The organism is Mangrovitalea sediminis (assembly GCF_002514725.1).
In the GTDB taxonomy this organism is placed as follows: domain Bacteria; phylum Pseudomonadota; class Gammaproteobacteria; order Pseudomonadales; family Oleiphilaceae; genus Mangrovitalea; species Mangrovitalea sediminis.
The window spans coordinates 15521-37235 of record NZ_NTLB01000002.1; the positions used below are offsets into that span (position 1 = coordinate 15521).

At 61.3% G+C, this 21715-nt stretch carries 21 protein-coding genes; 9 read left to right on the plus strand and 12 right to left on the minus strand.

Going from position 1 to position 21715, the window contains the following annotated elements; translation table 11 throughout:
• Positions 1-11: 11 nt before the first annotated feature.
• The 10 genes from CLR77_RS05970 to CLR77_RS06015 all read right to left on the minus strand — a co-directional run bounded on the left by CLR77_RS05970 (position 12) and on the right by CLR77_RS06015 (position 11136).
• A complete protein-coding gene (locus CLR77_RS05970) occupies positions 12-263 on the minus strand; it encodes an SHOCT domain-containing protein (protein WP_097459727.1) in 252 nt (83 codons plus the stop codon).
• Complete coding sequence (locus CLR77_RS05975; protein WP_097459728.1) at positions 263-979, minus strand: PP2C family protein-serine/threonine phosphatase; 717 nt, start codon at positions 977-979, stop codon at positions 263-265. Before CLR77_RS05975 ends, CLR77_RS05970 begins: the two co-directional genes overlap by 1 nt.
• A 45-nt stretch (positions 980-1024) precedes the next feature.
• Positions 1025-1735 (minus strand): type VI secretion system-associated protein TagF, encoded by a 711-nt coding sequence (gene tagF / locus CLR77_RS05980; protein ID WP_158227125.1) that lies wholly within the window; start codon positions 1733-1735, stop codon positions 1025-1027.
• Positions 1717-5196 carry a type VI secretion system membrane subunit TssM gene (tssM, locus tag CLR77_RS05985; RefSeq protein WP_097459730.1) on the minus strand — a complete coding sequence of 1160 codons (3480 nt, stop codon included), beginning with the start codon at positions 5194-5196 and terminating at the stop codon, positions 1717-1719. Before tssM ends, tagF begins: the two co-directional genes overlap by 19 nt.
• Positions 5197-5231: 35 nt before the next feature.
• Positions 5232-6122 (minus strand): type IVB secretion system protein IcmH/DotU, encoded by an 891-nt coding sequence (icmH, locus tag CLR77_RS05990; protein ID WP_097459731.1) that lies wholly within the window; start codon positions 6120-6122, stop codon positions 5232-5234.
• A 36-nt stretch (positions 6123-6158) separates the two neighbouring features.
• On the minus strand, positions 6159-7493 hold the full coding sequence (gene tssK / locus CLR77_RS05995) for a type VI secretion system baseplate subunit TssK (RefSeq protein ID WP_097459732.1): 1335 nt from the start codon (positions 7491-7493) through the stop codon (positions 6159-6161).
• A gap of 19 nt (positions 7494-7512) precedes the next feature.
• Entirely contained in the window at positions 7513-8004 is a 492-nt protein-coding gene (gene tssJ, locus CLR77_RS06000) for a type VI secretion system lipoprotein TssJ (RefSeq protein ID WP_158227126.1), read from the minus strand.
• A gap of 43 nt (positions 8005-8047) precedes the next feature.
• On the minus strand, positions 8048-9595 hold the full coding sequence (gene tagH / locus CLR77_RS06005; RefSeq protein WP_158227127.1) for a type VI secretion system-associated FHA domain protein TagH: 1548 nt from the start codon (positions 9593-9595) through the stop codon (positions 8048-8050).
• Positions 9596-9686: 91 nt separating this feature from the next.
• Positions 9687-10238 carry a hypothetical protein gene (locus tag CLR77_RS06010; RefSeq protein ID WP_097459735.1) on the minus strand — a complete coding sequence of 184 codons (552 nt, stop codon included), beginning with the start codon at positions 10236-10238 and terminating at the stop codon, positions 9687-9689.
• Between the two features lie 88 nt (positions 10239-10326).
• Complete coding sequence (locus CLR77_RS06015; protein ID WP_158227128.1) at positions 10327-11136, minus strand: AHH domain-containing protein; 810 nt, start codon at positions 11134-11136, stop codon at positions 10327-10329.
• Between the two features lie 275 nt (positions 11137-11411).
• Between CLR77_RS06015 and CLR77_RS06020 the strand changes: the two genes are divergently transcribed.
• The 9 genes from CLR77_RS06020 to dsbG all read left to right on the plus strand — a co-directional run bounded on the left by CLR77_RS06020 (position 11412) and on the right by dsbG (position 19777).
• Positions 11412-13151 carry an N-acyl-D-amino-acid deacylase family protein gene (locus tag CLR77_RS06020; protein WP_227519829.1) on the plus strand — a complete coding sequence of 580 codons (1740 nt, stop codon included), beginning with the start codon at positions 11412-11414 and terminating at the stop codon, positions 13149-13151.
• Positions 13152-13161: 10 nt separating this feature from the next.
• Complete coding sequence (locus CLR77_RS06025) at positions 13162-13998, plus strand: alpha/beta fold hydrolase (RefSeq protein ID WP_158227129.1); 837 nt, start codon at positions 13162-13164, stop codon at positions 13996-13998.
• Positions 13995-14612 (plus strand): TetR/AcrR family transcriptional regulator, encoded by a 618-nt coding sequence (locus CLR77_RS06030; RefSeq protein ID WP_097459739.1) that lies wholly within the window; start codon positions 13995-13997, stop codon positions 14610-14612. The genes CLR77_RS06025 and CLR77_RS06030 overlap by 4 nt, the downstream gene beginning before the upstream one ends.
• 128 nt (positions 14613-14740) lie before the next feature.
• Complete coding sequence (locus CLR77_RS06035) at positions 14741-15127, plus strand: hypothetical protein (protein ID WP_143269368.1); 387 nt, start codon at positions 14741-14743, stop codon at positions 15125-15127.
• 199 nt (positions 15128-15326) lie between these two features.
• Positions 15327-16469, plus strand: a complete 1143-nt coding sequence (locus CLR77_RS06040; RefSeq protein WP_097459741.1) for an MlaE family ABC transporter permease — start codon at positions 15327-15329, stop codon at positions 16467-16469.
• Positions 16466-17248 (plus strand): ABC transporter ATP-binding protein, encoded by a 783-nt coding sequence (locus CLR77_RS06045; RefSeq protein WP_097459742.1) that lies wholly within the window; start codon positions 16466-16468, stop codon positions 17246-17248. The genes CLR77_RS06040 and CLR77_RS06045 overlap by 4 nt, the downstream gene beginning before the upstream one ends.
• Positions 17245-18183, plus strand: coding sequence for an MlaD family protein (locus CLR77_RS06050; protein ID WP_097459743.1), 939 nt, complete (start codon positions 17245-17247; stop codon positions 18181-18183). Before CLR77_RS06045 ends, CLR77_RS06050 begins: the two co-directional genes overlap by 4 nt.
• A gap of 2 nt (positions 18184-18185) precedes the next feature.
• Entirely contained in the window at positions 18186-18794 is a 609-nt protein-coding gene (locus CLR77_RS06055; RefSeq protein ID WP_158227130.1) for an ABC-type transport auxiliary lipoprotein family protein, read from the plus strand.
• A 179-nt stretch (positions 18795-18973) separates the two neighbouring features.
• Positions 18974-19777 carry a thiol:disulfide interchange protein DsbG gene (gene dsbG / locus CLR77_RS06060; RefSeq protein WP_097459745.1) on the plus strand — a complete coding sequence of 268 codons (804 nt, stop codon included), beginning with the start codon at positions 18974-18976 and terminating at the stop codon, positions 19775-19777.
• Positions 19778-19835: 58 nt separating this feature from the next.
• Here the strand turns inward: dsbG and CLR77_RS06065 are convergent, their stop codons facing one another.
• Both CLR77_RS06065 and CLR77_RS06070 read right to left on the minus strand, forming a co-directional pair.
• The gene (locus CLR77_RS06065) at positions 19836-20765 is read right to left on the minus strand and encodes a branched-chain amino acid ABC transporter permease (RefSeq protein WP_406564947.1); all 930 of its coding nucleotides are present in this window, start codon (positions 20763-20765) and stop codon (positions 19836-19838) included.
• Positions 20762-21667 (minus strand): branched-chain amino acid ABC transporter permease, encoded by a 906-nt coding sequence (locus CLR77_RS06070; protein WP_097459746.1) that lies wholly within the window; start codon positions 21665-21667, stop codon positions 20762-20764. The genes CLR77_RS06065 and CLR77_RS06070 overlap by 4 nt, the downstream gene beginning before the upstream one ends.
• Positions 21668-21715 lie beyond the last annotated feature (48 nt).

The following is a 21715-nucleotide window of genomic DNA, read 5'->3' on the forward strand; positions in this document are numbered from 1 at the left end:
CGAGGCCCGGGTCACCAGAAGACTCGGGCCAGCCCCAGCGCCAGTACGACGATCAGGAAGGCAACCAGCAGAAATGGTCGCGTGAAACGGCGACGTACCGGTGCCTTGTGCACCTGCACCACTGTTGGCTCCTCCGCCGCTGCGCCCTGCAACAAGGCCTCCAGCCAATCCCGCCGCCGCCGCCGATATTCGTCCTGGCTTATCTCGCCCTCGAAGTACTGCTGCTGCAAGTCGTTCAGGGTTTCCTTGCCGCGTTTACCCATCAGGCGACCTCCACAATAATGAAGGAAAGGTTGTCCCTCGCTGACCCGGCCAGGCAGTTCGACTGCAGGTTATCTGCTGCGGTTTTCAATGCCTTGGTTGCCATTTCCCGTTCCAGTGCCGTCGCGGAGAGCTCGCCCCAGAGACCGTCGGAACAGAGTAGATAGCGGTCGCCGGGACGCACCTGCCAGGCGGCAACGCTGACCCAGAGTCGTTCTTCGGCACCCATGGCACGGGTCAGTACATGACCGCCAGGATGATTGGCGGCCGATTCTGGTGTGAGCACGCCCTGCTCGACCATTTCCTCGACCCTCGTGTGATCCCGGGTCATACGCTGTAATTGGTTGTTACGGCGACGATAGAGGCGGGAATCCCCTACCCAGAGCGTAACGGCGACACCATCCCGAATCAGCAGGCTGACGACGGTACTGCCGACCACCTGTCCCGGATAGTTGGCGTGGGCAAAACTGAGCAGGTCCCGGTTGACGCCGAGCAGGCAGTCTTCCACCTGATCGACGAAATCCGCCAGATAGGCGCGTGGATTCAGGGCGGCAATGCGCTCGACAATGAGGCCGCTGGCATATTCACCGGCCTGATGGCCGCCCATGCCATCGGCCACCACCCAAAGACCGGCCTCCGGCTTCGCCAGCAGGGCGTCTTCATTACCGCTACGGACATTGCCGACATGGGTTCGCGCTTCTGTCGGGCACTGAGCCATGCGTGCTCTCCTTCAAGACGGTCGTCGCCCTTAGCCGAGAACCGGTTATAAAGTTTCCCAGGCCCACTGACGCCAGTTGCCGTCGAGCAGGGCGGTACAGGAGTAGGGTCTGGGTAAGCCCCGGCTGGTCAGGATCGCACCGGGATGTCCTTCAAGGCGGTTGTGCCACCAGAGGGAAAGCGGCAATCCCTGCCGGGTGAGCATGACGTCGAGCAGGCCACTCCAGCCTGGCGCAGGGTCCTGGCCTGCAGCAACGGTTTCCTGCACCCAGGCCTCGCCGGTGGGGTTGCTGGCGGCAGGCCAGCTGCCTGGCCAGCGAGCTGACCAGCCGCGTTCGGCCTCATCCAGACTCAGGCGCTGTTGCAGCAAGTCGTGGAGAAGGGATTCGGTCTGATCGAACCAGAGGGCAGCGCTTTCCGTTGCCTGGCAGAGCGCCGCTCCTGCCGGTAAGGGGGCTAGTACCGTGAACGGAAAGTAGCGGCCGACGCTGTCGACACTGGGCAGCCAGAGACCGAGCCAGGGGGCGTCCGACAAGATGCCCGGGCTTAGGGCAAAACGCCACACCGGCGCCACCAGATAGTGGTCGAGCCAGGGTTCTCCCAGTGCTTCCCGTGCGGCCAGCATGGCCTGCTGCAGCCATCGGTCCCAGGCTTCGGCGACGGGCTGGGAGAGTCCTCGACGCAAAAAGTCGCCGCTGCCCGGCAACTTGCCGAAGCAGCCGATGGGTTCGCTTGCGCTTACAGTTTCGACAGGCACTGGTAGCGTCCCAGCCAGCCGGGTTGATAGGGATTGAGCGTGCTGGAGGCTTTCAGGCGCAGCATTACCTTGCGGCCATCGACGTTGATGGTGACATGGTAAAGGCGACCGCCCTGGCTGGCCTTGACCTGACTGTCCTCCAGCATGCGGAACAGTCCCCAGTCGCCCTGCCAGCGTTTGCGGTGCAGGGTGCCGTTGATATCTTCGAACAGGACGCTGACATCGGTTCCCTTGTCAGGCCAGTTGAAACCGGTCGGCAATTGGGGGCCGTGTGAATAGGCGATGGACTGGCTTCCCAACGCCAGTTGGAAACGCCGCACGGTCTTATCGAGGTTCTCCGGTGTCAGGGAGAAGCTCAGTTGCGGGTCCTTGCCATTGCGGAAGAAGGCGTTTCGGATGTCCCGTGCCTGTGCTATCTGGGTCAGGGCCGAACGGCTGATCTGCAGACTCTGTCCATCCAGGCGCTGCAATGCCATATCGTGTCCGCCGCCCAGGAACGGTGCGATCGATTTCTCTACGAACTGCTGTTCGATGCCGCCGGGCGCGAAGTAGCTGGCGAAATCGTTGAGGGCGTCGTCGTTGGACGCCTTTCGCTTAAACGGAAAAGCGCCGGCGAGGGTGTTTTTGCACACGCTATAGACCTGATCCTTCCACTGATCGCTGAGGTAGCCGGATCCGGATTGCAGGACCTGTTGCCAGCCGTCATCCGCCAGTTGCTGCAGCCAGTCCCCGAGGCGTCCTGGGGCCTTGGTGGCGAGAAGCCGCAGTGCCTGCAATGGATCCTGCCCCTGACCGCTAAAGCGTGCCTTGGCGAAACGGTAGGCCGCCTCGCCGGCGTTGGGCGTCAGGGTGAATTGCTGGATCTGGGCGCCGAACTGGGCGATGCCGCTAAAGTAACCACCGATCTGGTTCTGGTCGAACAGGTCATGCAGGCTGGCGAAATGGGTATCCACCGGCGTTGGTTGCGGCAGCGCCTTATCGGCGAGGGCGGCCACCGCGGCCTTCGCTGCGCCGGACTTGCCGCTGCCGCCCGCTTTCAGGGCCGGCGGGCGCGGTACCAGGCGGGTTTCCTCATCGACCTGCTGTAGAGCGCGATAGAGCGAGGAGGTGGGAATCTTGCCGGCGTCACTGATGCGCTGCCCACTGTCGGTCAGGCTATGCATGGGCGCAATCGAGAGCGATTTGAGGAAGCCTTCCCAGGTATCCACATAGTCGGCGAAATAGAGGCTGCGGATGCGGGCGACGATCTTCTTTACGTCCGCATCGGTAAAGTCCTGCTGCTGCTTGGCGTCGAGAATCCACTGCTCGCTGGAATACTTGCGCACCAGGTCGGAATTTGGCGACAGGTCCAGCGCCTTATAGCCGGCCTTGGTATAGAGCCAGGGAATCTGCAGTGCCGTCGGTGTCGTGCCGCTGCCCAGCTTGAACTGCCCCGAGGCGGATAGCCCCAGTTGCGTGCTCATGTCGCGGCGACGGGCGAACTGCGGCTGATGTTGAATTTGACGATAGATGCGCTCCTCGATGGGAACCTGGCTCAGCCTTGCGCGCGCCGTCGCCAGCAGGGCCTTATCGGTGGCCTGGGCACCGGGCTTGGTGGCGAGCCAGTCGCCGAGGTATGTCACCAGGTGCGCCTGACGGGTGGCCTGGCCGCTGAAATCCTGAGACCAGTGCTGTTCGAACCACTGCAGGACATCGGCATTGGTGCGATGCTCCGGCTCGGCCAGCATCAGGTAGATGCGGGTATCGTCGTAGAGAGCTTCGTTGGTCCTGGCGCTGGCGATGGCGTTCTCCAGGGTACGGACCAGTTGCGGTCGGATCAGCTTGTCGAGGGCGGCACGGTAGGCTGCATCGGCGCCATCCTGCACGTCGGCGTTATAGAGGCCGAGGCTCGAAAGCCAGGGGTGCTGCACCTGCCGATAGACCTGGGTGGCCTGATACAGGGGAGCCAGTCGATCGGCGGCCTGTGCCAGGTTTTGCGGCTGGCCGTTCTGCTGCAAGTCGTTCTGGTAGGTGTTGATGTGCTGGCTGACCTGGGTCATCAGGCTGCGGTTGGTCAGCAGACTCGCACTCCAGACGCCGACGGCGGCAATGAACAGGGCCGCGATCGCCGCATAGCCGACGATGCGTCCAACGCGTTGGCGTCGTTCATAACGTGCATTGACGCCACCCATTTCGGCTTCCGGGAAGATCACTTCCCGCAACAGGTGGGTCAGGAAATAGCTGCGCCCCTGCTTCGGTGCATTCTGGTCGACCACGTAGTCCAGGCCGTACTGGGCTGACAGGCGCGTCAGCACTCGGTCGATGGGCCTGCCTTCCTGGGTGCCGCTGGTGAAGTAAAGGCCGCGCAGGGCTATCGGCTGGTCATAGCGGGAATCGGTGAAGAGATCGCCGAGGAATTCCTGAAGTGTGTTTTCCAGACTTGCCATTTGGGCGGGGAACATCAGAATCCGCGAGCGTCGAGAGAGTTCCCGTTCCTGCTGCAGCCGTTGCATGACGCGGTCGTTGAGGCGGGCCATCAATGCCTCGTATTCGGCACCGAAGAATTCCACCGTCTTACTGGCGTCCTGATCCGGCTTGGCCGGGAAGGTCATGCCCCAGACCTGCTCCCGTTCGCTGGCGGTCATGTCTTCGAAGAACTCACTGAAGCCGGCCACCAGGTCGACCTTGGTGAACCACACATAGACCGGCACCTGGGTGTGAAACTGGGTCATCAGTTCCTGGATGCGGGTGCGAATGGCGGCCGCGCGCTCCTGGCGTTCGACCCGGCTGCTGGTCATCAGCTCATGCACGCTGACGGCGATGATCACGCCGTTGACGGGGCGCCGCGGCCGGTATTTCCCCAGCAGCGCCAGGAATTGCTGCCAGCCGCCCCGGTCCCGTTCACTGTCGCTGTCCTGGGTGGTGTAGCGTCCGGCGGTGTCGATCAATACGGCTTCGTCGGTGAACCACCAGTCGCAATGACGGGTGCCGCCAACGCCCTGCAGGTGGTGCTGGCCGGTCTTTTCGAGCAGCGGGAAGCGCAGGCCGGAATTGATCAGTGCCGTGGTCTTACCGGCGCCGGGTGGGCCAACGATGATGTACCAAGGCATCTGATAGAGGCTGCGCAGGCCGGAGCGGGTCTGGAAACGGGCCTTGCGCAACTGGGCCATCGCCTCCTGGAAGCGCTCGGTCAGCTTGCGGCTCTCTTCGTCACTGACGCTTTCCTGGGTACTGCTGTCGACGATGTCTTCGACCATGGCCTGGTTGCGGCGTGACTGACGGAACTGTCCGATCAGCAGGGAGAGCCCCCAGATAACCCAGATCGCCAGGATGATGACCAGCCGGGTTATCGGCGACACCGGCTCCGCGGCGGCGCCAAAGCGGACATAGTTGCCGCCGAACCAGATCACGACGGACAGGGCCAGGAGCCCGATGAAACCGAGGAAGCGCTTATCCAGCATCCATTTCAGATTGATTTTCATAGTTTTTAGGCTGCATCCCGCGTGACGCGATCAATTCAGTTCGAGGGCTTGCCCGGCCCCGGCGTGCTCTGTTCGATCTGGTGCAATTGGGTGACCACCGGCTCGGTCGCGACGCTGAGCCAGCCCCGGAATCCGGTATACACCAGCAGTAACAGGGCCAGTGCGACACTGCCGATAACCCAGAAGGGGATGCGCCGGTCCAGCCGCGCCTGCCCGCTGGTGCTGCCCTGCCAGCGAGGCGATAACTCCCTCGCGGATTCGCCCCGTTGCTGGCTGATGATGCGGAACAGGTTGTCGCGTAAGCGTTCGAGTTGTTCGGCGCCGCGCGGGTCCAGTTTGTATTTGCCGGCGAAGCCCAGACTCAGACAGATCTGGATGAACTCGAGCAGATCCAGATAGGTGCCCGGTTGTTGCTGCACGCGTTCGAGAATCTGGAAGACTTTTTCGCCGCCGAAGGTTTCGTTATGAAAGACGCTCAGCAGCGAGGCGCGGGCCCAGCCGCTTTGTTCGCCCCAAGGCGTATTGAGAATGGCTTCGTCGAGCGCCGCGCAAAGGACATAGCGCGCAGAAATCACTACCTCCGAGGCCAGGTTTTTCTGGCGGGCTTCGGCGTCGAAACGGCGCAGGCCGGCAATCAGGTTCTGGCGGAATTCGACGACGTTGTCCATGCGCGCAGTGCGGCGCAGCTCGGCGAGCAGGGAAATCTGTTCGGCAGCGACGTTCAACAACGGGTTCAGGCCGTTGCGCAAGGGGATGTCCCCCACATTGCCCGCTGCCGTCGGTGGTGTGGCGGCCGCTGGCTGAGGGCTGCCTGCAGCTGTACCCGCGGCGCGGCCCAGCGGCCGGCTGCCGGGTTGCGGCACGATGATGGTGCGGTCGCCAGCCCCGCTGATCTGGGTCCGGTCGCCGGGATCTTTATCGCTCATGCTCTCATATCCTTGAAGGCCCGCGTGGATGGGGCACTAGTTCCTGATGGCCCAGAACTCCAGCTCCATGCCGGGGAAGTCGGCCCCGACGTGCAGGGCAAAGCCACCGGACTGTTGCAGGTCACGCCAAAGGTCGCCGCCCTTGTCCAATTGAAAATAGACGAAGCCGGCGTGGTAGGGAATCTGACGCGGTGCGACCGGCAGCGCATGCAGGCCGATACCCGGCAACTGAACATTCACCAGCTCGCGGATACGCTCCACCGGCGCGATCTTGATCTGCCCCGGGAAGCGTGAGGCCAGTTGCTCGGTGGGCATATCGGCCTTGACCGCCAGGACGAAGGTGGCGGAATCGAGCAGCGAGCGATCGCCGATGGCCGACACCCGGATACCGTATTTGCGTTCCACCAACGGCAACGCAACCGCGGATTGCTCGAGAACGGTACTCAGCGCCTGGCGTACCTGGCGCAGGAGGGGACCAAAACAGTTTTCCAGATCGCCCTGGCGGTACCCGGGAATCGCCTCGGGGCGTCGCTGGGTGCTGGTATAGGTGGAGAGTTCGCCAGCCATGGCGGCCAGCTCCAGATACAGGTCCTGCGGATGCAGCGGCTTCACCTGGCTCAACTGGATCATGCGCGGTTCGAGGCGGTTGACCAATTGCAGCATGAGCAGGTCGGCCACCTCGGCGGTACCGGAACGACCGGAGTCCCGCAGGCGCCCGGCGAGGGCTTCGCCCCGCTGGTGCAGCAGACCCGACAGTTCCGCCAGCACGCCGGCCAGCAAGGGGTGTTGGCGGATATCCAGTAACGGCGGGACATACTGTGGGTCGAGAATCACTTCGCCGTCTTCGCGCACTTCACGGATACGCAGCAGGGGCAGGACCGTATAGCCGCTGCGGTCCTCCTCCTCGAGGAGCAGGCGGAGGCGCATATGAGCGACCTGGATAGCCGTGCTGTCGTTATGTTCGGAGGCGCTGTCGTGGATCGATATTTCCTGCGCGAGGTAACGGGCAGGCGTTTGTTCGTCCTCGCTCATCTGGTATTCGAGGGAGCCGCTGCGGCGCACCGGCAGTCCCAGGTAGATCAACTGGCTCTTGAGGCCGCCGCTCAGCTCCAGGATTTCCGGCTGGGCGTCGACGTCGGGCACGGTGACCGGGGTGCCATCCGGCATCAGTGCCAGGCAGCGAGTGATGGCGATCTTCCCCAGCTTGAGCAGCTGGTTGTCGATTTCCAGTTCCTCGAAGCCCCAGGCGGAGGAGCGTAGCGCCCGGCAGCGGGCTTCGACATAGGCTTCGTGATAGCGGTCCTGCTGCTGGAAATGCTGGGGGCGAAGGAAAAGTCCCTCGCTCCAAACCACCCTGCTGTGCAACGACATGCGGCGTTGTCCTTCTCAATTATTCTTTGGAATGCAGTCCGAGATGACCGACCTCGATGTCGAAATCGTTGGTGGAATGCGGTTCGATAGGCAGAAGCAGTTTGGTCACTGCCTTGTCGTAGCGGCTGTACTCGGCCAGGATGCCGATGTAGCGGGCCTTGTCATCCAGCTTCAGGGTTTCGGTGCGCTTCTCGCCGGGGATGAACTCCTTCAGCTGCACCTTGTTGATCAGGTCATCGCCCAGTTGGCCGGCAGCATCGCGGTAGAGCGACAGGAAGTCCTCCTGCTCGAACTGGCGCCGGTTCTTCAGGACCAGGACGTCCAGCACAATGGGGGACGCGTGCCCCTGATCGTCCGGATTGACGTTATCGGCCACCTGAATGTTCAGCTCCGCCTTGGTGGCGAGGCCGAGTTCCGAGCGCACTGAAGAGCAGCCGGCCAGCAGGGTGCTGCCCAGGGCCAGTATCAGGGCAAGGGATCGGGCTAGCGGAAAGGTTCGAAATAGAGTCACAACTGTCTTCACTCCATCCATAGGGTTGATTGTTCTGGTCGGCTCAGGACTGCCGTCGTTTTGCTTTCATCTGGCCGAAAATGCGTTCGTAGGACTCCGCGAATTCTTCTGCAAACAGATGCCGGAAGGCCCTGTCCCGATCCTCGCCAAGATCCTGATAGAAGCTCTTGTAGCTGTCCCAGTGGCGGCCCGAACCTTTCAGCAGGGACTTGCCTCGCTGCTTGTCGAAGCGGGCTTCCAGGCGTTCCGGGTCGAACGTCTGCATCAGGTGATCGTAGGCTGTCCGCAGGGCGGAAAACAGCGCCAGCTGGTGGTCGGCGATATCGGCAAAGGCTTCGCGCGTCGCTTCGATGGGGGGCAGATAGGCACGGTTGGATTTGACGAACAGGTTTTCCAGGGCATCTTCCGCCGAGATCGAGAACTTGAGTGGATTGTTCTCCTGGGGTTCCACCATCGTCATGTTGATGCGGAACTCGTTCTTGATGGTCTGCCGGGCCCTGAGGGCGCGCATCAGGCCATCGACCGTTTCGCGCATCATGCCCGCCACCAGCGGGATCAACTGTTCCTGCTGGGCCGGCGGCAGATCGCCAAGCCCCAGTGCCTTGGCCAGCGTCCGGGCTTCTTGCGGGCTTATGGCCGGCGGTGCGTCGGCCGCCACGGGCTCCCTGGGTTGGAGGGGAGCTGCCTGTGGCTCAGGGGTTGGCGCTGACGGAGCGGCCGCAGGCTCATTGCCTGCGAGTGTCCTGTCCAGCGGGTCTTCCGCCATCGTAGCGGCCTGCTGCGGGGGCGCTACCGGTGGCTCCGGTGGCCGTGCCGGGGCCGCCGGAGGTTCCGGCGGGCGCTGGGGACGACTGACGATGGAGCGGTCCCAGTCGTCGGGTATGGCATTGGGCATCTGCAATGACTGCGAGCCGGTGTGGCCTTCGCCATGGTCCTGGGAGCTCTGAAGGGGCTTGGCCTGCTCGAAAAACGGATCGGCGAAGTTCGGGCTGTCGATGTCGTTCCTTCCCAGGCCGCGACCGTCGAGTGCTGCGAGCGGATCATTGGACGGATCCTGGGCGTCGAGCAGAGAAGGTTCCGCCTGGAATCCCGGCAAAGGTGCGATGGGTTCCTGCGGCTTTGCGGGTTGCTGGGAGCCGGGTTCCAGCCAGCGGTCCAGCTCGTCATAGTCAATGTCGCCGCTACTGGGTTCGGGGCCAAAGGCTGGCGCCGAGGATGGCGACTGGGACGGTTGCACGCTTTTCTGCGGCGCTGCGGCGGGCTGCAGTGCGGTATCGCTAGCGACGGTGAGCAGGTAATCGCCACAGCGGATCTGGTCGCCGGGGACCAGTATATGGGGAGCTATGGCGCCCAGTGCCTGGGGGCTGCCATTGATAAAGGTGCCGTTGGTGCTGTCGTCATACAGCAGGAAGCGCTGCCCGTCGAATTCGATGCGGGCATGTGTGGAAGAGACATAACGATCCGGGTCTGGCAGTACCAGGCTGTTGGCCGGCGAGCGGCCCAGTGTCGCGCCTGCGGCATCGACCGAAATCGACTGCCCTGCCATACCGGTGCCGGCAGGGGCTTCAGTGACGGTGACTCGAATCCACATTGTGGACAATTCCCGTTGTTCGTGTGCTTTCGGCATCAAGCCGTTGTTGTCATTCTGTTCCGCGTCCCCCTGCGTTTGCAGACAAGAGGCGTCAGAACCGGTGGCTGTCGCTCCAGCCCGTTGCTGGCGGCAATAGGACGCCGGAAAGTCCGGCCAGTGCCCCGGCAACGCTTTCGTGGATCAACATCAGCAGTGTATAGCCCGCAGGCCGAAACAGCAGCAGGTCGCCGATGGCCGACTCGTCCAGTTCCAGGTGTTGCATGCGGAACATCTGGCCGGCAAAGCTCGTGTATTGCGACTTCCGGCGGTCGATACAGTCCACCAGGCCCACGATGTTCAGGATGCCATAACCCGTGACCGTCTCGTCCGGCCGTTCGATCGGGGCCGGAAAATACTCGATATTATGAACCCCGGCGTGTTTCAGTGCGTCGACAAGCCGTTCGCTGGCAATCGGGTTGCCTCCCAGCACAAACAGGTCCGGCAGCGAATCTGGGCCCTCTTCCAGTACGACCTTGAGTCCGCGAGGCTGCTCGTCGGCGGGGATCAACTGGCCGTTGGCATACTTCACGCGCAGGGGAATGTCTTCTTCCACCACGCTGCCGATCATGTGGATACCGATGTCATCCTCAAGCACCTGAAACATAGGTTCTTCCCTGATCTATAAGCAATAGTATCTAAGATACACGGTGGCCACCCCGACGAACAAATGTTAAAGGGGCAAGCGACGGATTTTACAGGGGTCCTGTGTCGAGGCTGACGACGGGAAAGGTGATGGTCTTGTCGCCCTGGCCTCTGCCCTGATAGGTTTTCTGCTGCATGCTCTTGCCTTTCCCCGCGCCATCGACGGTCAGTGATTCCTCCTTCGGCATCGCGTAGATGCGTTCTGCCATGGCCTGTTCCACCGGGTGTAGCTGCCAGGGCGCCCGGTAGGCAGCCAGTTCGCGGAAAGCGAAATTGACGCACTGGCCAATCAGCTCCTTCAGCTTGTTCTCCCATTCGGACGGGTCCGTCTGCTCGCAAAACTCCACATCCGTCATGGTCTGGCGCAACAACGCCAGCAGGTAGTCGCAGTAGCGGAAATAGTTTTCGTGATGGGCCGGCCCGTGCATCTGTAGCGGGGCGTCAGCGTCCAGTGCATCGAGGAAGGGGTCGAAATAACCCCGGCTCTTCTTCGCGGGCAGACCGATACAGTTTTGCGGTTGGTTGGGCGCGAAGCCGACCTTGTCCAGGAAATGGTTAAGGACCGGGTAGCGGTCCTTGGGGGAGCTGTTGGCGTTCAGGACCAGAGAAGACAGCGCCAGGCAGTGATGTCCCTGATATTCGTAGGATGGCGGGAAACTGTTGTCCGGGTAGATCGCCTCCTTGGCAGATGTCCGCTCGAACACGCCGGCCATACTCTTGCGCTTCCAGCCGGGATTTGACGGCGCCACCGGTTGGATCTGCTCCTGCTTGGCCTTTTTGTGCTTCTTGCCGCAGATGACACACTTGGGGTCCTCATCGAGCCCCAGGTCGATCCCCACGCCTTCACCGACTTCCGTCACCGTACCGCCTCCTTGTCCGAAACCTGTATATCCCGGTGCTGAGCCATCTCCCTCATGCGTCATGCGACGGGGTATTTTGACACTATTTCATTGAAGTCATTTGGCGGCAAGTGTCGGGTCGGCGGGGAGACTGCAAAAAAGATTGCGATCGCTCGCTAAGTTGCATTAAGGTGGTTGCAAAATGACCAGTCGGTTGCCGCAACGCGTTCGATCAGGCGACCCTGATCGGCCAGAACAGCCTTTCGCTCATAACAACAATAATGAGGTCCCGCTCCATGTTTGACACCGTGATCAACCACGGGCTGCTGTTCGACGGCAGTCAGGCTCCGGCCCGCGTACGCCACTTAGCCCTGTTGAACGGCCGTATTGCGGCCATCGCCGACGATCCTTTCCCCGAGGGCAGCGCCCGGGAAACGGTGGATGCCACCGGGAAGTGGGTTACGCCTGGTTTCCTCGACACTCACACCCATTATGACGCCGAAGTGATTGCCGCGCCGGGACTGAAGGAATCGGTGCGCCACGGCGTGACCACGGTCACTATCGGCAGTTGCTCGATCAGCATGGCGTTGGCCAGCCCGGACGACTGTGCCGATCTGTTCACCCGGGTGGAGTCGGTCCCCCGCGAACATGTGCTGCCTTTGCTGCGTGAGCGCAAAACCTGGCGCTCGGTGAAGGGCTATGTGGATTTCTTCGATCGGCACCCGCTGGGGCCCAATGTCACCAGTTTTCTTGGCCATTCGGAATTGCGCGCCGAAGTCATGGGGCTCGAGCGTGCGGTAGATGGCTCAGTGCAGCCCACCGAAGACGAATTGCGGCGCATGGAGCGGATTCTGGAAGAGGCGCTGGATGCCGGTCTGCTGGGCCTGTCCACCATGACCACGCCCTGGGACAAGCTCGACGGCGACCGCTTTCGCAGTGCCTCGCTACCTTCCACCTATGCGCGCTGGCGCGAGTTTCGTCGCCTCAACCGGATTCTGCGTCGGCGTCAGCGCATTCATCAGGGGGCGCCGAACATCGTCACCAAGGTGAACATGTTCCTGTTCCTCTGGGAGAGCATGGGGCTGGGGCGGCGGCCGCTGAAGACGACGTTGATTTCGCTGATGGATCTGGAGGCCAATCCGTTGCTGGTGAAGCTGGTGGCGCCGATGACCCGCTGGATCAATCGTTTTCTGCGGGCCGATTTCCGTTGGCAGGCACTGCCCAATCGTTTCGAAGTCTATGCCGACGGCATCGATTTGGTGATTTTCGAGGAATTTGGCGCCGGCCAGGCGGCCTTGCATCTCAAGGATGCGGTTGAGCGCAATGCGCTGATGGAGGACGAGGATTACCGCCGCTGGTTCCGCAAGGACTATGAGAACACCTGGGGGCCGCGGGTCTGGCAGCGGGATTTTCATGCCGCCCGCATCGTCGGTTGCCCCGACGCGTCCCTGGTCAACCGCAGTTTCGGTGAGATCGCCGATGAGCGGGGCCTGCACCCTGTCGATCTGTTCCTGGATCTGGTGGTGCAATTCGGAACGGAGCTGCGCTGGCATACGGTGATCGCCAACAACCGTGATCGGGTGGTCGAACGTATCGTCGACGAAGAGGCGGCGGTGATCAGCTTCGCCGATTCCGGCGCCCATATCCGTAACATGGCTTTCTATAATTTCCCGCTGCGCCTGTTACAGCTGGTGCAGCGCAGCCATCAACGTGGCGAGCCGGTGATGTCCATGGAAAAGGCCGTCTGGCGGGTGACCGGCGAGTTGGCCGACTGGTTCGGTATCGATGCCGGCTATCTGGCCGAGGGTAAGCGGGCGGATCTGGTGATTCTCGATCCTGCCCACCTGGATCAGCCCCTTGATGCCTATCACGAGGCGCCCATCGCAGAATTCGGCAATATCCCCCGGATGGTCAACCGTAACGATGGCCTGGTGGATCGTGTGTACATCAACGGCAATCTGGCGTTCACGGAAAACGCCTACGCTGAAGACCTGGGACAGGAGCGGCGTTTCGGTCAGTTCCTGCGTGCCGAGTGAGGGCCTGAGGATGTGGGTGACCGTCGACAATGCCAGGATTTATGTGGAACAGCAGGGGCAGGGTGAGCCGGCGCTGCTGTTGCACGGTGTGCCGGATTCAGCGGAACTCTGGACGCCGGTGATGGCGGGTATTCAGCACCGCTACACCTGCTATGCGCCGGACCTGCCGGGGTTTTTCCGGTCCCAGGTGCCGCCGGGTTTCCGCTTCGACCTGTCGGGGTATGCCGATTTTGTGGCCCACCTGCTCGACGAGCTGGGACTGCAGGAGCCGGTCACGCTGATCCTGCATGACTGGGGAGGCATCTTCGGTATGGCGTTCGCCTGTGTCTACCCGGAACGGGTGGCGCGGATCGTGGGCGGTTCCTTCCCCTTTTCCCATCTTTATCGCTGGCACCCTTGGGCGCGGATATGGCAAACGCCTTTGCTGGGGGAATTGTCGATGCAGCTGATGAACCGGCAGCTGTTTGCCTGGGAAGTCCGGCGGGGCAGCCGGCGCCTGAGCCATCAGCAGATTTGCGCGATGTACGATGGGCGGGTGACCAGCAACCTGAGCCGGCGAACGGTATTGAGATTGTATCGCTCTGCGGCCCCCCGTCGCTTTCTGATGTGGCAGGCCCGGTTGCAACGCCTGGCTCGGCAGGTGCCCATCGACTTGATCTGGGGGCGGGACGATCCTTACATTCCCACCTTCAATGCGGACCTTCTGCATGCCCGCAGTAAGGTGCTGCTCGAACATTGCGGCCACTGGGTGCCGGCGGAGGCGCCGGAGGCTCTGATCGATCTGATTCTTCATCCCCCGGTAGCCCGGCAGGCTGACGCTGCGCCGTCTGAAAGAGCCGCCGGATGACGATGACCAGCGAAGCGCCGCGCCGTACGCAGAGAGAGCGCCGTGAGAGCTCGATCCGCAAACTGCTCGATGCGACCTGTGAATCGCTGATCGAGGTGGGATATGCCAACACCAGTATCCAGCAGATCTGCAGCCGGGCGGGTCTTTCTCATGGAGGGCTGTTCCGGCATTTCAGCAGCCGGTTGGCGCTGATCATCGCCGTGGCGGACGAGGTCAATAACGCACTGATCGACCAGTTTGCCCAGCGCTTTCAGGCCCTGCGCGAACAACAGGACCCCTTCCGTCTGGCGCTCAGCCTATTGCGTGATAACTGCCGTGCCAGAGACAACGAGGCCTGGTTCGAGCTGATCATGGCGGCGCGAACCGATGCGGCATTGCGTGAGGCCATGCAGCCGATCTGGCAGGAAAACCGGCGCCGAACGCTCGACATTGCCCAGCGCCTTTTTCCATCGGAATATGCGGATCATCCTGACTTTCCGGTTCTCGTCGACTGCATCGTCAGTCAGTTTCATGGCGAGGCCATCAATGCCTTTGTCGAACAGGACGCCTCAGCCGACCTGGCTCGGCTGGAATGCACATTGACGCTTGTCGACCGTTACCTGAACAAAGGTTAATGAGGCGGCAGGGCCGATAAACAGCCCGTCTTGGGGGCCTCCCTCTGCATGCTGCGGATACTGCGTATACCGGTTCCAGAAAAAGCCACTAAGTTGATAACAGAACATTCTTTTTAGTGGTCGCTACGATGAACCCGTCATCCCAATTTTCCTCCGCAACGCTACGTCAGGCCATGGGGCTTTTTCTCTCCACCTATCCGGCCTTCGCCCAGACGGATGCCGGACCCGTGGACAGCGACCTGCGCCCGCTGGCTCTGACCTATCAGGGGAAGGTGTTCTACCCGCACTTTCAGTTCGCGACGCAAGGATCCTTTACCCTGCTGTCGGCGTTTCGCGACGTGCTGGCATCGCTGCGCGAGGGCGGCATGAGCGACTGGGAAATCGCGTTCTGGCTGACCACCCGCAACACCTACCTGCAGGGCAAGTTGCCGATTCTCTGTTTGCAGCAGCGTGATCGACTGCTGATGGCGATTCAGTGGGAATTGGATGACAACGGACTCCAGGGTATCGGCTGACCCTCTCCTCGACAGGACCTGTATCCAGCTCCAATGGCCGTCGTAGTCAGTGCTGCGATTGAGCCGTCTGTGCAGACATGCTAAAACGATCCTGGCGGAGCGAAAGAATAAGCGCTGCCACATTGAGAACTTCCCTGCTGATTGATCGAATACGCCCGCCATCGGTGGATGGCGAAATGCCCTGTTTCCGAGTCTGCGCATGGTCGAGCTTCTGGATCAACAAGGTGAGCCGCCAACGGTCACTCGCCGGGAAGGTGAAGATGGCACCGTCACCCTGATTCTCAGCGGTGACTGGACGCTCAGACGTCTGTCGCACGATGCCCAACGTCTATCCCGCGAGCTGGAAGATTACGCCCGTGACCCGACTATTCATTGGGATCTGGAAGGTATCTCGGCACTGGACAGTGTTGGGGCCTTTGTCTTCTGGCAGGCGTCCCATGGGCAACGACCACAGTATCTTCAGGTACGGCCGGAGCATCTGGCCCTGTTTCGGCGGTGGAGCGAACGCCAGGTGCCTGCTGAAGCGGCTGAGGCCGAACCCCCAAAGCCGATTGGCGAACGTCTGACCCATTGGGGCTTGGCGGTCTACGATCATGTCACCGGATTCATTACCCTGATCGGGCAGGTGTTTCTCGATCTGATCACGCTGCTCCGCCAGCCCTGGCGTATTCCCTTCCTTGATATTTCCGCCACCGTCTATCAGTCCGGTGTACGGGCTTTGGGCATCACGGCGTTGGTCGGCTTCCTGATCGGGATCGTCCTCAGCTATCTGTCGTCGGTGCAGTTGCGGACTTTTGGCGCCCAGGCCTTTATCGTCAATATCCTGGGCATCTCTATCATCCGGGAACTGGGCCCCCTGCTGGCGGCGATCCTGGTCGCCGGACGCTCGGGCTCGGCCATGGCCGCGCAGTTGGGGGTCATGCGATTGACCCAGGAACTGGATGCCCTCACCGCCATGGGTGTTTCCCAGAGTATCCGGCTGATTCTGCCCAAGCTGCTGGCGCTGACAGTGGTGCTGCCGTTACTGGTCCTCTGGACCGATATCCTGGCGTTGATCGGTGGCATGCTCTCGGCAAAGGCGGCGCTGGGGATTTCCATCGTCCGTTTCGTCGACCGCCTCCCCCATGTGGTGCCGATCGCAAACCTCTGGATAGGCCTGTCGAAGGCGGCCGTGTTCGGGATGGTCATTGCACTGGTCGCCTGCCATTTTGGGCTGCGGATCAAGCCCAATACGGAAAGCCTGGGTGTGGAGACGACCAACGCCGTGGTCAGTGCCATTACCCTGGTCATCCTGGTGGATGCCATCTTTGCCGTCGCTGTTCGTGGGATCGGTGTATCGTGAGCGGAGAAAGCCTGATTGCCCTGCATGGTGTCGGTACCCGTTTCGGGAAACAGGTGGTGCACGAAGGTATCGATATGACCATTCACCGTGGCGATATCGTTGGTTTGGTCGGCGGTTCCGGCAGCGGTAAAACGACGCTGATGCGTGAGATGATCGGCTTGCAGGCACCGAGCGACGGTTATGTCGAGCTGTTCGGTGAGCGCCTGGACCGCATCGGCCCCGCCCGGCTGGCGGCGTTGCTCCAGCGCTGCGGTATTCTGTTCCAGGGCGGCGCACTGTTCACCGCGCTCAACGTTTTTGACAACATTGCCTTCCCGTTGCGGGAATCGCGCTTTGTTGACGAGGCGCTGATTCGCCAACTGGTTTGCATGAAACTGGGTATGGTGGGGCTGAATGCCGAGGCGGCGCACCGCCTGCCGGCGGAGCTGTCGGGAGGCATGGTCAAGCGGGCGGCATTGGCGCGGGCGCTGGCGCTGGAGCCGGAACTGCTGTTCCTGGACGAGCCCACTTCGGGATTGGATCCAATTGCCAGTCAGAGCTTTGTTCAACTGGTGTCGGAACTGCATCAGGAGTTGGGGTTCACGGTCGTCATGATTACCCATGACCTGGATATCATGCGGGACCTGTGTACCCGGGTCGCGGTCCTGGCCGACCGTACACTGATCGTCGACGGCTCTCCTGAAGAGGTGCGGGCCTGTGACCATCCGTTTGTCCACGAATTCTTTCATGGGAAGCGGGCAGAGCGCGTCTTTGCGCATGCACAAGGAGATCCCGCATGAACAACCGTTCCTATGCCCTGATGACCGGCCTGTTCATCCTACTGTTGGGTGCCGGCGTGTTGGGGGCGTTTTACTGGCTGGGCGGTTCCCGCGCACCTACCAAACCCTACATCGTCGTGACTCAGGGGTCGGTATACGGGTTGATGCCGCAGTCGACGGTCTACTACCGGGGCATCAGTGTGGGTAAGGTCCGCAATATACATTTCGATCCCAAGGATCCCGGCCAGATCCTGATCACCGTCGACATCAATGCCAACGTGCCAATCATGCAGTCGGCTTTCGGCACGCTGAAACTGCAGGGCGTGACCGGGCTGTCGCAGCTGGAACTGGAAAACGGCGGCGCTCAGGGGCATCAGGTCCTGCAGACCTCTGAGGCTTCCCCGGCGCGGATACCGATGCATCCTTCGCTGTTCGACGAAATCAGCGATCGAGGCTCGAAGCTGGTGGATCAACTGGATCAGATCGTCGGAGGACTGAATCACATCCTCGATCCGAAGGGACAGGCGCATATCCGTCATATCATTGCCCAGGCGGATACCGCGACCGGAGAATGGGTGGCGCTGACCCGCGAGCTGCGCCAGGGGGCCCAGGGTATTCCGGGTCTTACACAACGTGCCCAGGAAACGCTGACGAAGGCTGATCGCCTGATAGAGGGTTTGAACGATGCTTCGGCCCAACTCCGGAAGGCGGCACGGGATACCGGCCGACTGGTCGGTCATGCCGATACGCTGATCGAGACCGGCCAGGTGGCGGGCAAGCATGTGGTCACACAGACCCTGCCCGGCATCGATGACACCCTGCAAGAGCTGCAGCAGACGGCAAAGGCCCTGAATCAGCTGGCAACCAGTCTTAAGGATAATCCGCAGCAGTTGTTGAGCGGTCCGACCCGGCCGGCGCCTGGCCCCGGCGAACCCGGTTACCAGGAGTCACCATGAACGTGAGGTGCAGAAGCAACTTGTGGCGTCCCCTGACGCTGTGCGGCCTGATCCTGCTGACGGGTTGCAGTGTCCTGCCAGCGCCGTCGCCGACGGTGGCCCGTCATGACTTCGGTCCGGCACCGGAGTTCCAGGCGGCCTTGCCGACATCGGTTCGACTGGTCGGCGTCAGCGCGCCCGGTTGGATCGACACCACCGCCATTCATTACCGTATGCTGGCGAAGGACCCCACACGCCTGCGCAGCTATGCGGACAATCGCTGGGCGGCGTCGCCCCGACAGCTGATCGCGTCAAGGTTGCAGCGTGCCGGCCTGGGGTTTTACCAGACACCTTCGGTACGCTATGGCCTGACGGTCGACGTGACCGATTGTGAACAGGTGATTGCCGGCCCCCAACTGGCGCATGTCGATCTGCGCCTGGTGGCACGGGTGACGCGGCTCGAGGACGGTGCTGTCGTGGCCCGCCGGGTGTTTGCCGATCATGATCCGGCTGCAGCAACGGTCGACGGCGCCGTCACCGGCCTGTCGCAGGCGGTGGATCGCCAGGTTCGCAATTTACTTACCTGGTTGCCCAAGGCCATCGATCAGGCGAAGTCCGGCACCGGCAGCTGAGCCGCCAGGGCGGCTGCGACAGGTTTTCGATTAACGAGTTTTAATCTCACCACGGTTGGTCGTAACAGACGCATCGAATAAGCTGACGCATGCGTTCCAAGCGCTGTCGCGCTATCCCAGCTATCTGTCACTAGCGCCAATCTTTAACTGAATCATCGACAACGAAAACGAGAGATTCCATGAAGCAATCCTTTTTGAAGTGCCTGCTTGCCATCGTACTGACCTGCGGCGCCTCTGTAGGCTTCGCAGCGGATGCGGCGAACGCCAAGCAGGATTTACCGCCGACCCTGCAATCCCTCAGCCAGAAATGGGGACTGACGATTCTCAAGCGTTTTGACACCGACATTCCCGGTATTACCGGTTTCGTCGTCAAGGGGCGAAACGGCCGTTCGGCGGTGCTGTACAGCTACAAGAATGTGGTTATGGCCGGCTCGATCTATAACGCCGACGGCGAAAACCTGGCGAAGAAGTATGCCGAGGCCAATATGCCCAAACCGGATTTTGCAGATGCGGTTACCCAGTTGAAGCAGGACCCGCACCTGATCACCGAGGGCAAGAGCGGCGCACCCGAAATCTATGCGTTCGCCGATCCTAACTGCATCTACTGTCACAAGTTCTGGCAGCAGACCCGGGATTGGGTCAAGGCGGGTAAGGTGCAGATCCACTGGGTGATGGTGGGCTTCCTCAAGGAATCCAGCCCGGGTAAAGCGGCGGCGATGATGGCTGCGAAGGACGGCGCCAAGGCGATCGCCGACGATGAAATGCACTTCAATGTCGATAAGGAAGAAGGCTCGATTCAGCCGCTCAAGACGATACCGGACGAGCTGACCCAGGCGCTGCGTCAGCACGAGGAAATGATGGCCCGCCTGGAGTTTAATGGCACGCCGTCGCTGATCTTCAAGAGTGCTAAAGGCGAATGGGTTGGCGTTGGCGGCTTGCCCAAGCGGGAAGATCTGGCCAAGCAGATGGGTATCCAGAACTGATACCGGCTTGACCGGTGGCGGCCCCGACTAACCTGGGGCCGCCAGCCCATTCGAAGGACTAGAAAGAACGCTTCCAGAGTCTGGTTAACTCCCCTACCATCCCCCGCCGGAACACCAGTACGCAGACGATAAAGGTCAGGCCGATAATAACGGTGACCCAGGAACCGATACTGCTCAATTCATGCTGCAGACCAACAATGGTAAATGCACCGACCACCGGGCCGAGCAGCGTCCCCATGCCGCCCACCAGGGTCATAAGGATCACTTCGCCCGAGGTGTGCCAACTGACATCGGTCAGCGATGCCGTCTGAAAAACGATGGACTTGGTTGCGCCAGCCGTACCCGCCAGAGTGGCCGACAGGACGAAGGCCAGCAGTTTGATCCGCTCGACGCTATAACCCAGCGAAATCGCCCTCGCCTCGTTTTCACGGATGGCGCTGAGAACCTGGCCGAAGGGTGAGTTCACGGCCCGCCAGATCAGCCAGAAGCAGATCATGAAAATGGCGAAGACGGTATAGTACATATTCAGCGGCTTGTTCAGGTCGATAAAACCGAACAGCATGCCGCGCGGCACTCCCTGCAAGCCGTCCTCGCCACCGGTGAACGGCATCTTCAGACACAGGAAGAAGATGATCTGTGCCAGCGCGAGGGTAATCATGGCGAAATAGATCCCCTGCCGGCGAATGGCCAGGACACCGAAGACCAGGCCCAGGCCACCCGCAAAGGCGGTTCCGATAAGGATGCCTTGCAGGGGGCCGAGATGCCAGGCGGTGACAGCGTAGCCGCAGATATAGGCAGCGCCGCCGAAGAATGCAGCGTGTCCGAAGGATAGCAGCCCCGAGTAACCCAGCAGCAGGTTGAAGGCGCAGGCAAACAGGGCGAAGCAGAGCAGTTCCATCATCAGGACCGGGTAAACGGCAAAAGGCGCCAATAACCCTAAAACGATGACAGTGATCCAGGCTATACGGTTCAAGCGACCTCTCCTCAGACTTCTCTACCGAACAAGCCGGCAGGACGCACCAGCAGGATGATGACCATGACAAAGAAAATCACGGTGTTGGCAGCCGGCGGGTAAACCACCTTGGTGATCCCTTCGACCATTCCCAAGGCCAGACCGGTCAGGATGGAGCCCAGGATCGACCCCATGCCGCCAATCACCACCACGGCGAACACCGTAATAATGACGTTGGCGCCCATCAGGGGGCCGACCGAGTAGATCGGCGCCGCCAGCACGCCCGCCAGGCCGGCCAGGGCGACACCGAAGCCGTAGGTCAGGGTGATCATCAGGGGGACATTGATGCCGAAGGCCTGTACCAGTTCCGGTTTCTCGGTGCCCGCGCGCAGGTAGGCACCCAGCTTGGTACGCTCGATCACATACCAGGTTATGAAGCAGACCACTAAGGAGGCAGCCAGCGCGAACAGCCGGTATTTGGGGAAGTACATGAAGCCCAGGTTGACGATCCCGCGCAGGGACGCGGGCGTACCGGGATAGGGGGTGCCGTTGACGTTGTAGTAGTTGGTGAAGAAGCCTTGCAGTACCAGAGCAACCCCAAACGTCAGCAGCAGCCCGTACAGGTGATCGAACTTGTACAGGCGGCTCAGCATGGTGCGTTCGATCAGGATGCCGAACAGGCCGACGAGCAGTGGCGCCAGGACCAGCGCCGCCCAGAAGTTGATCTGGAAGTCGGGCGCGCCTATCCAACCTCCGAGCTGGTTCAGTCCGATCAGCGCCAGGAAGGCGCCCAACATATACAGCGCACCATGGGCAAAGTTGATAATGTTCAGCAGGCCGAAGATAACGGCCAGCCCCAAACTCAGGACAGCATAGAATGCGCCCTGAGTGAGTCCGAGCATGGCCTGCGCCAACACGGCGTCGAGCGGAAGACCCATCTCATCTCTCCGTCATAGATAGCGGTAATGAACTCTCTGCTGGCGAGA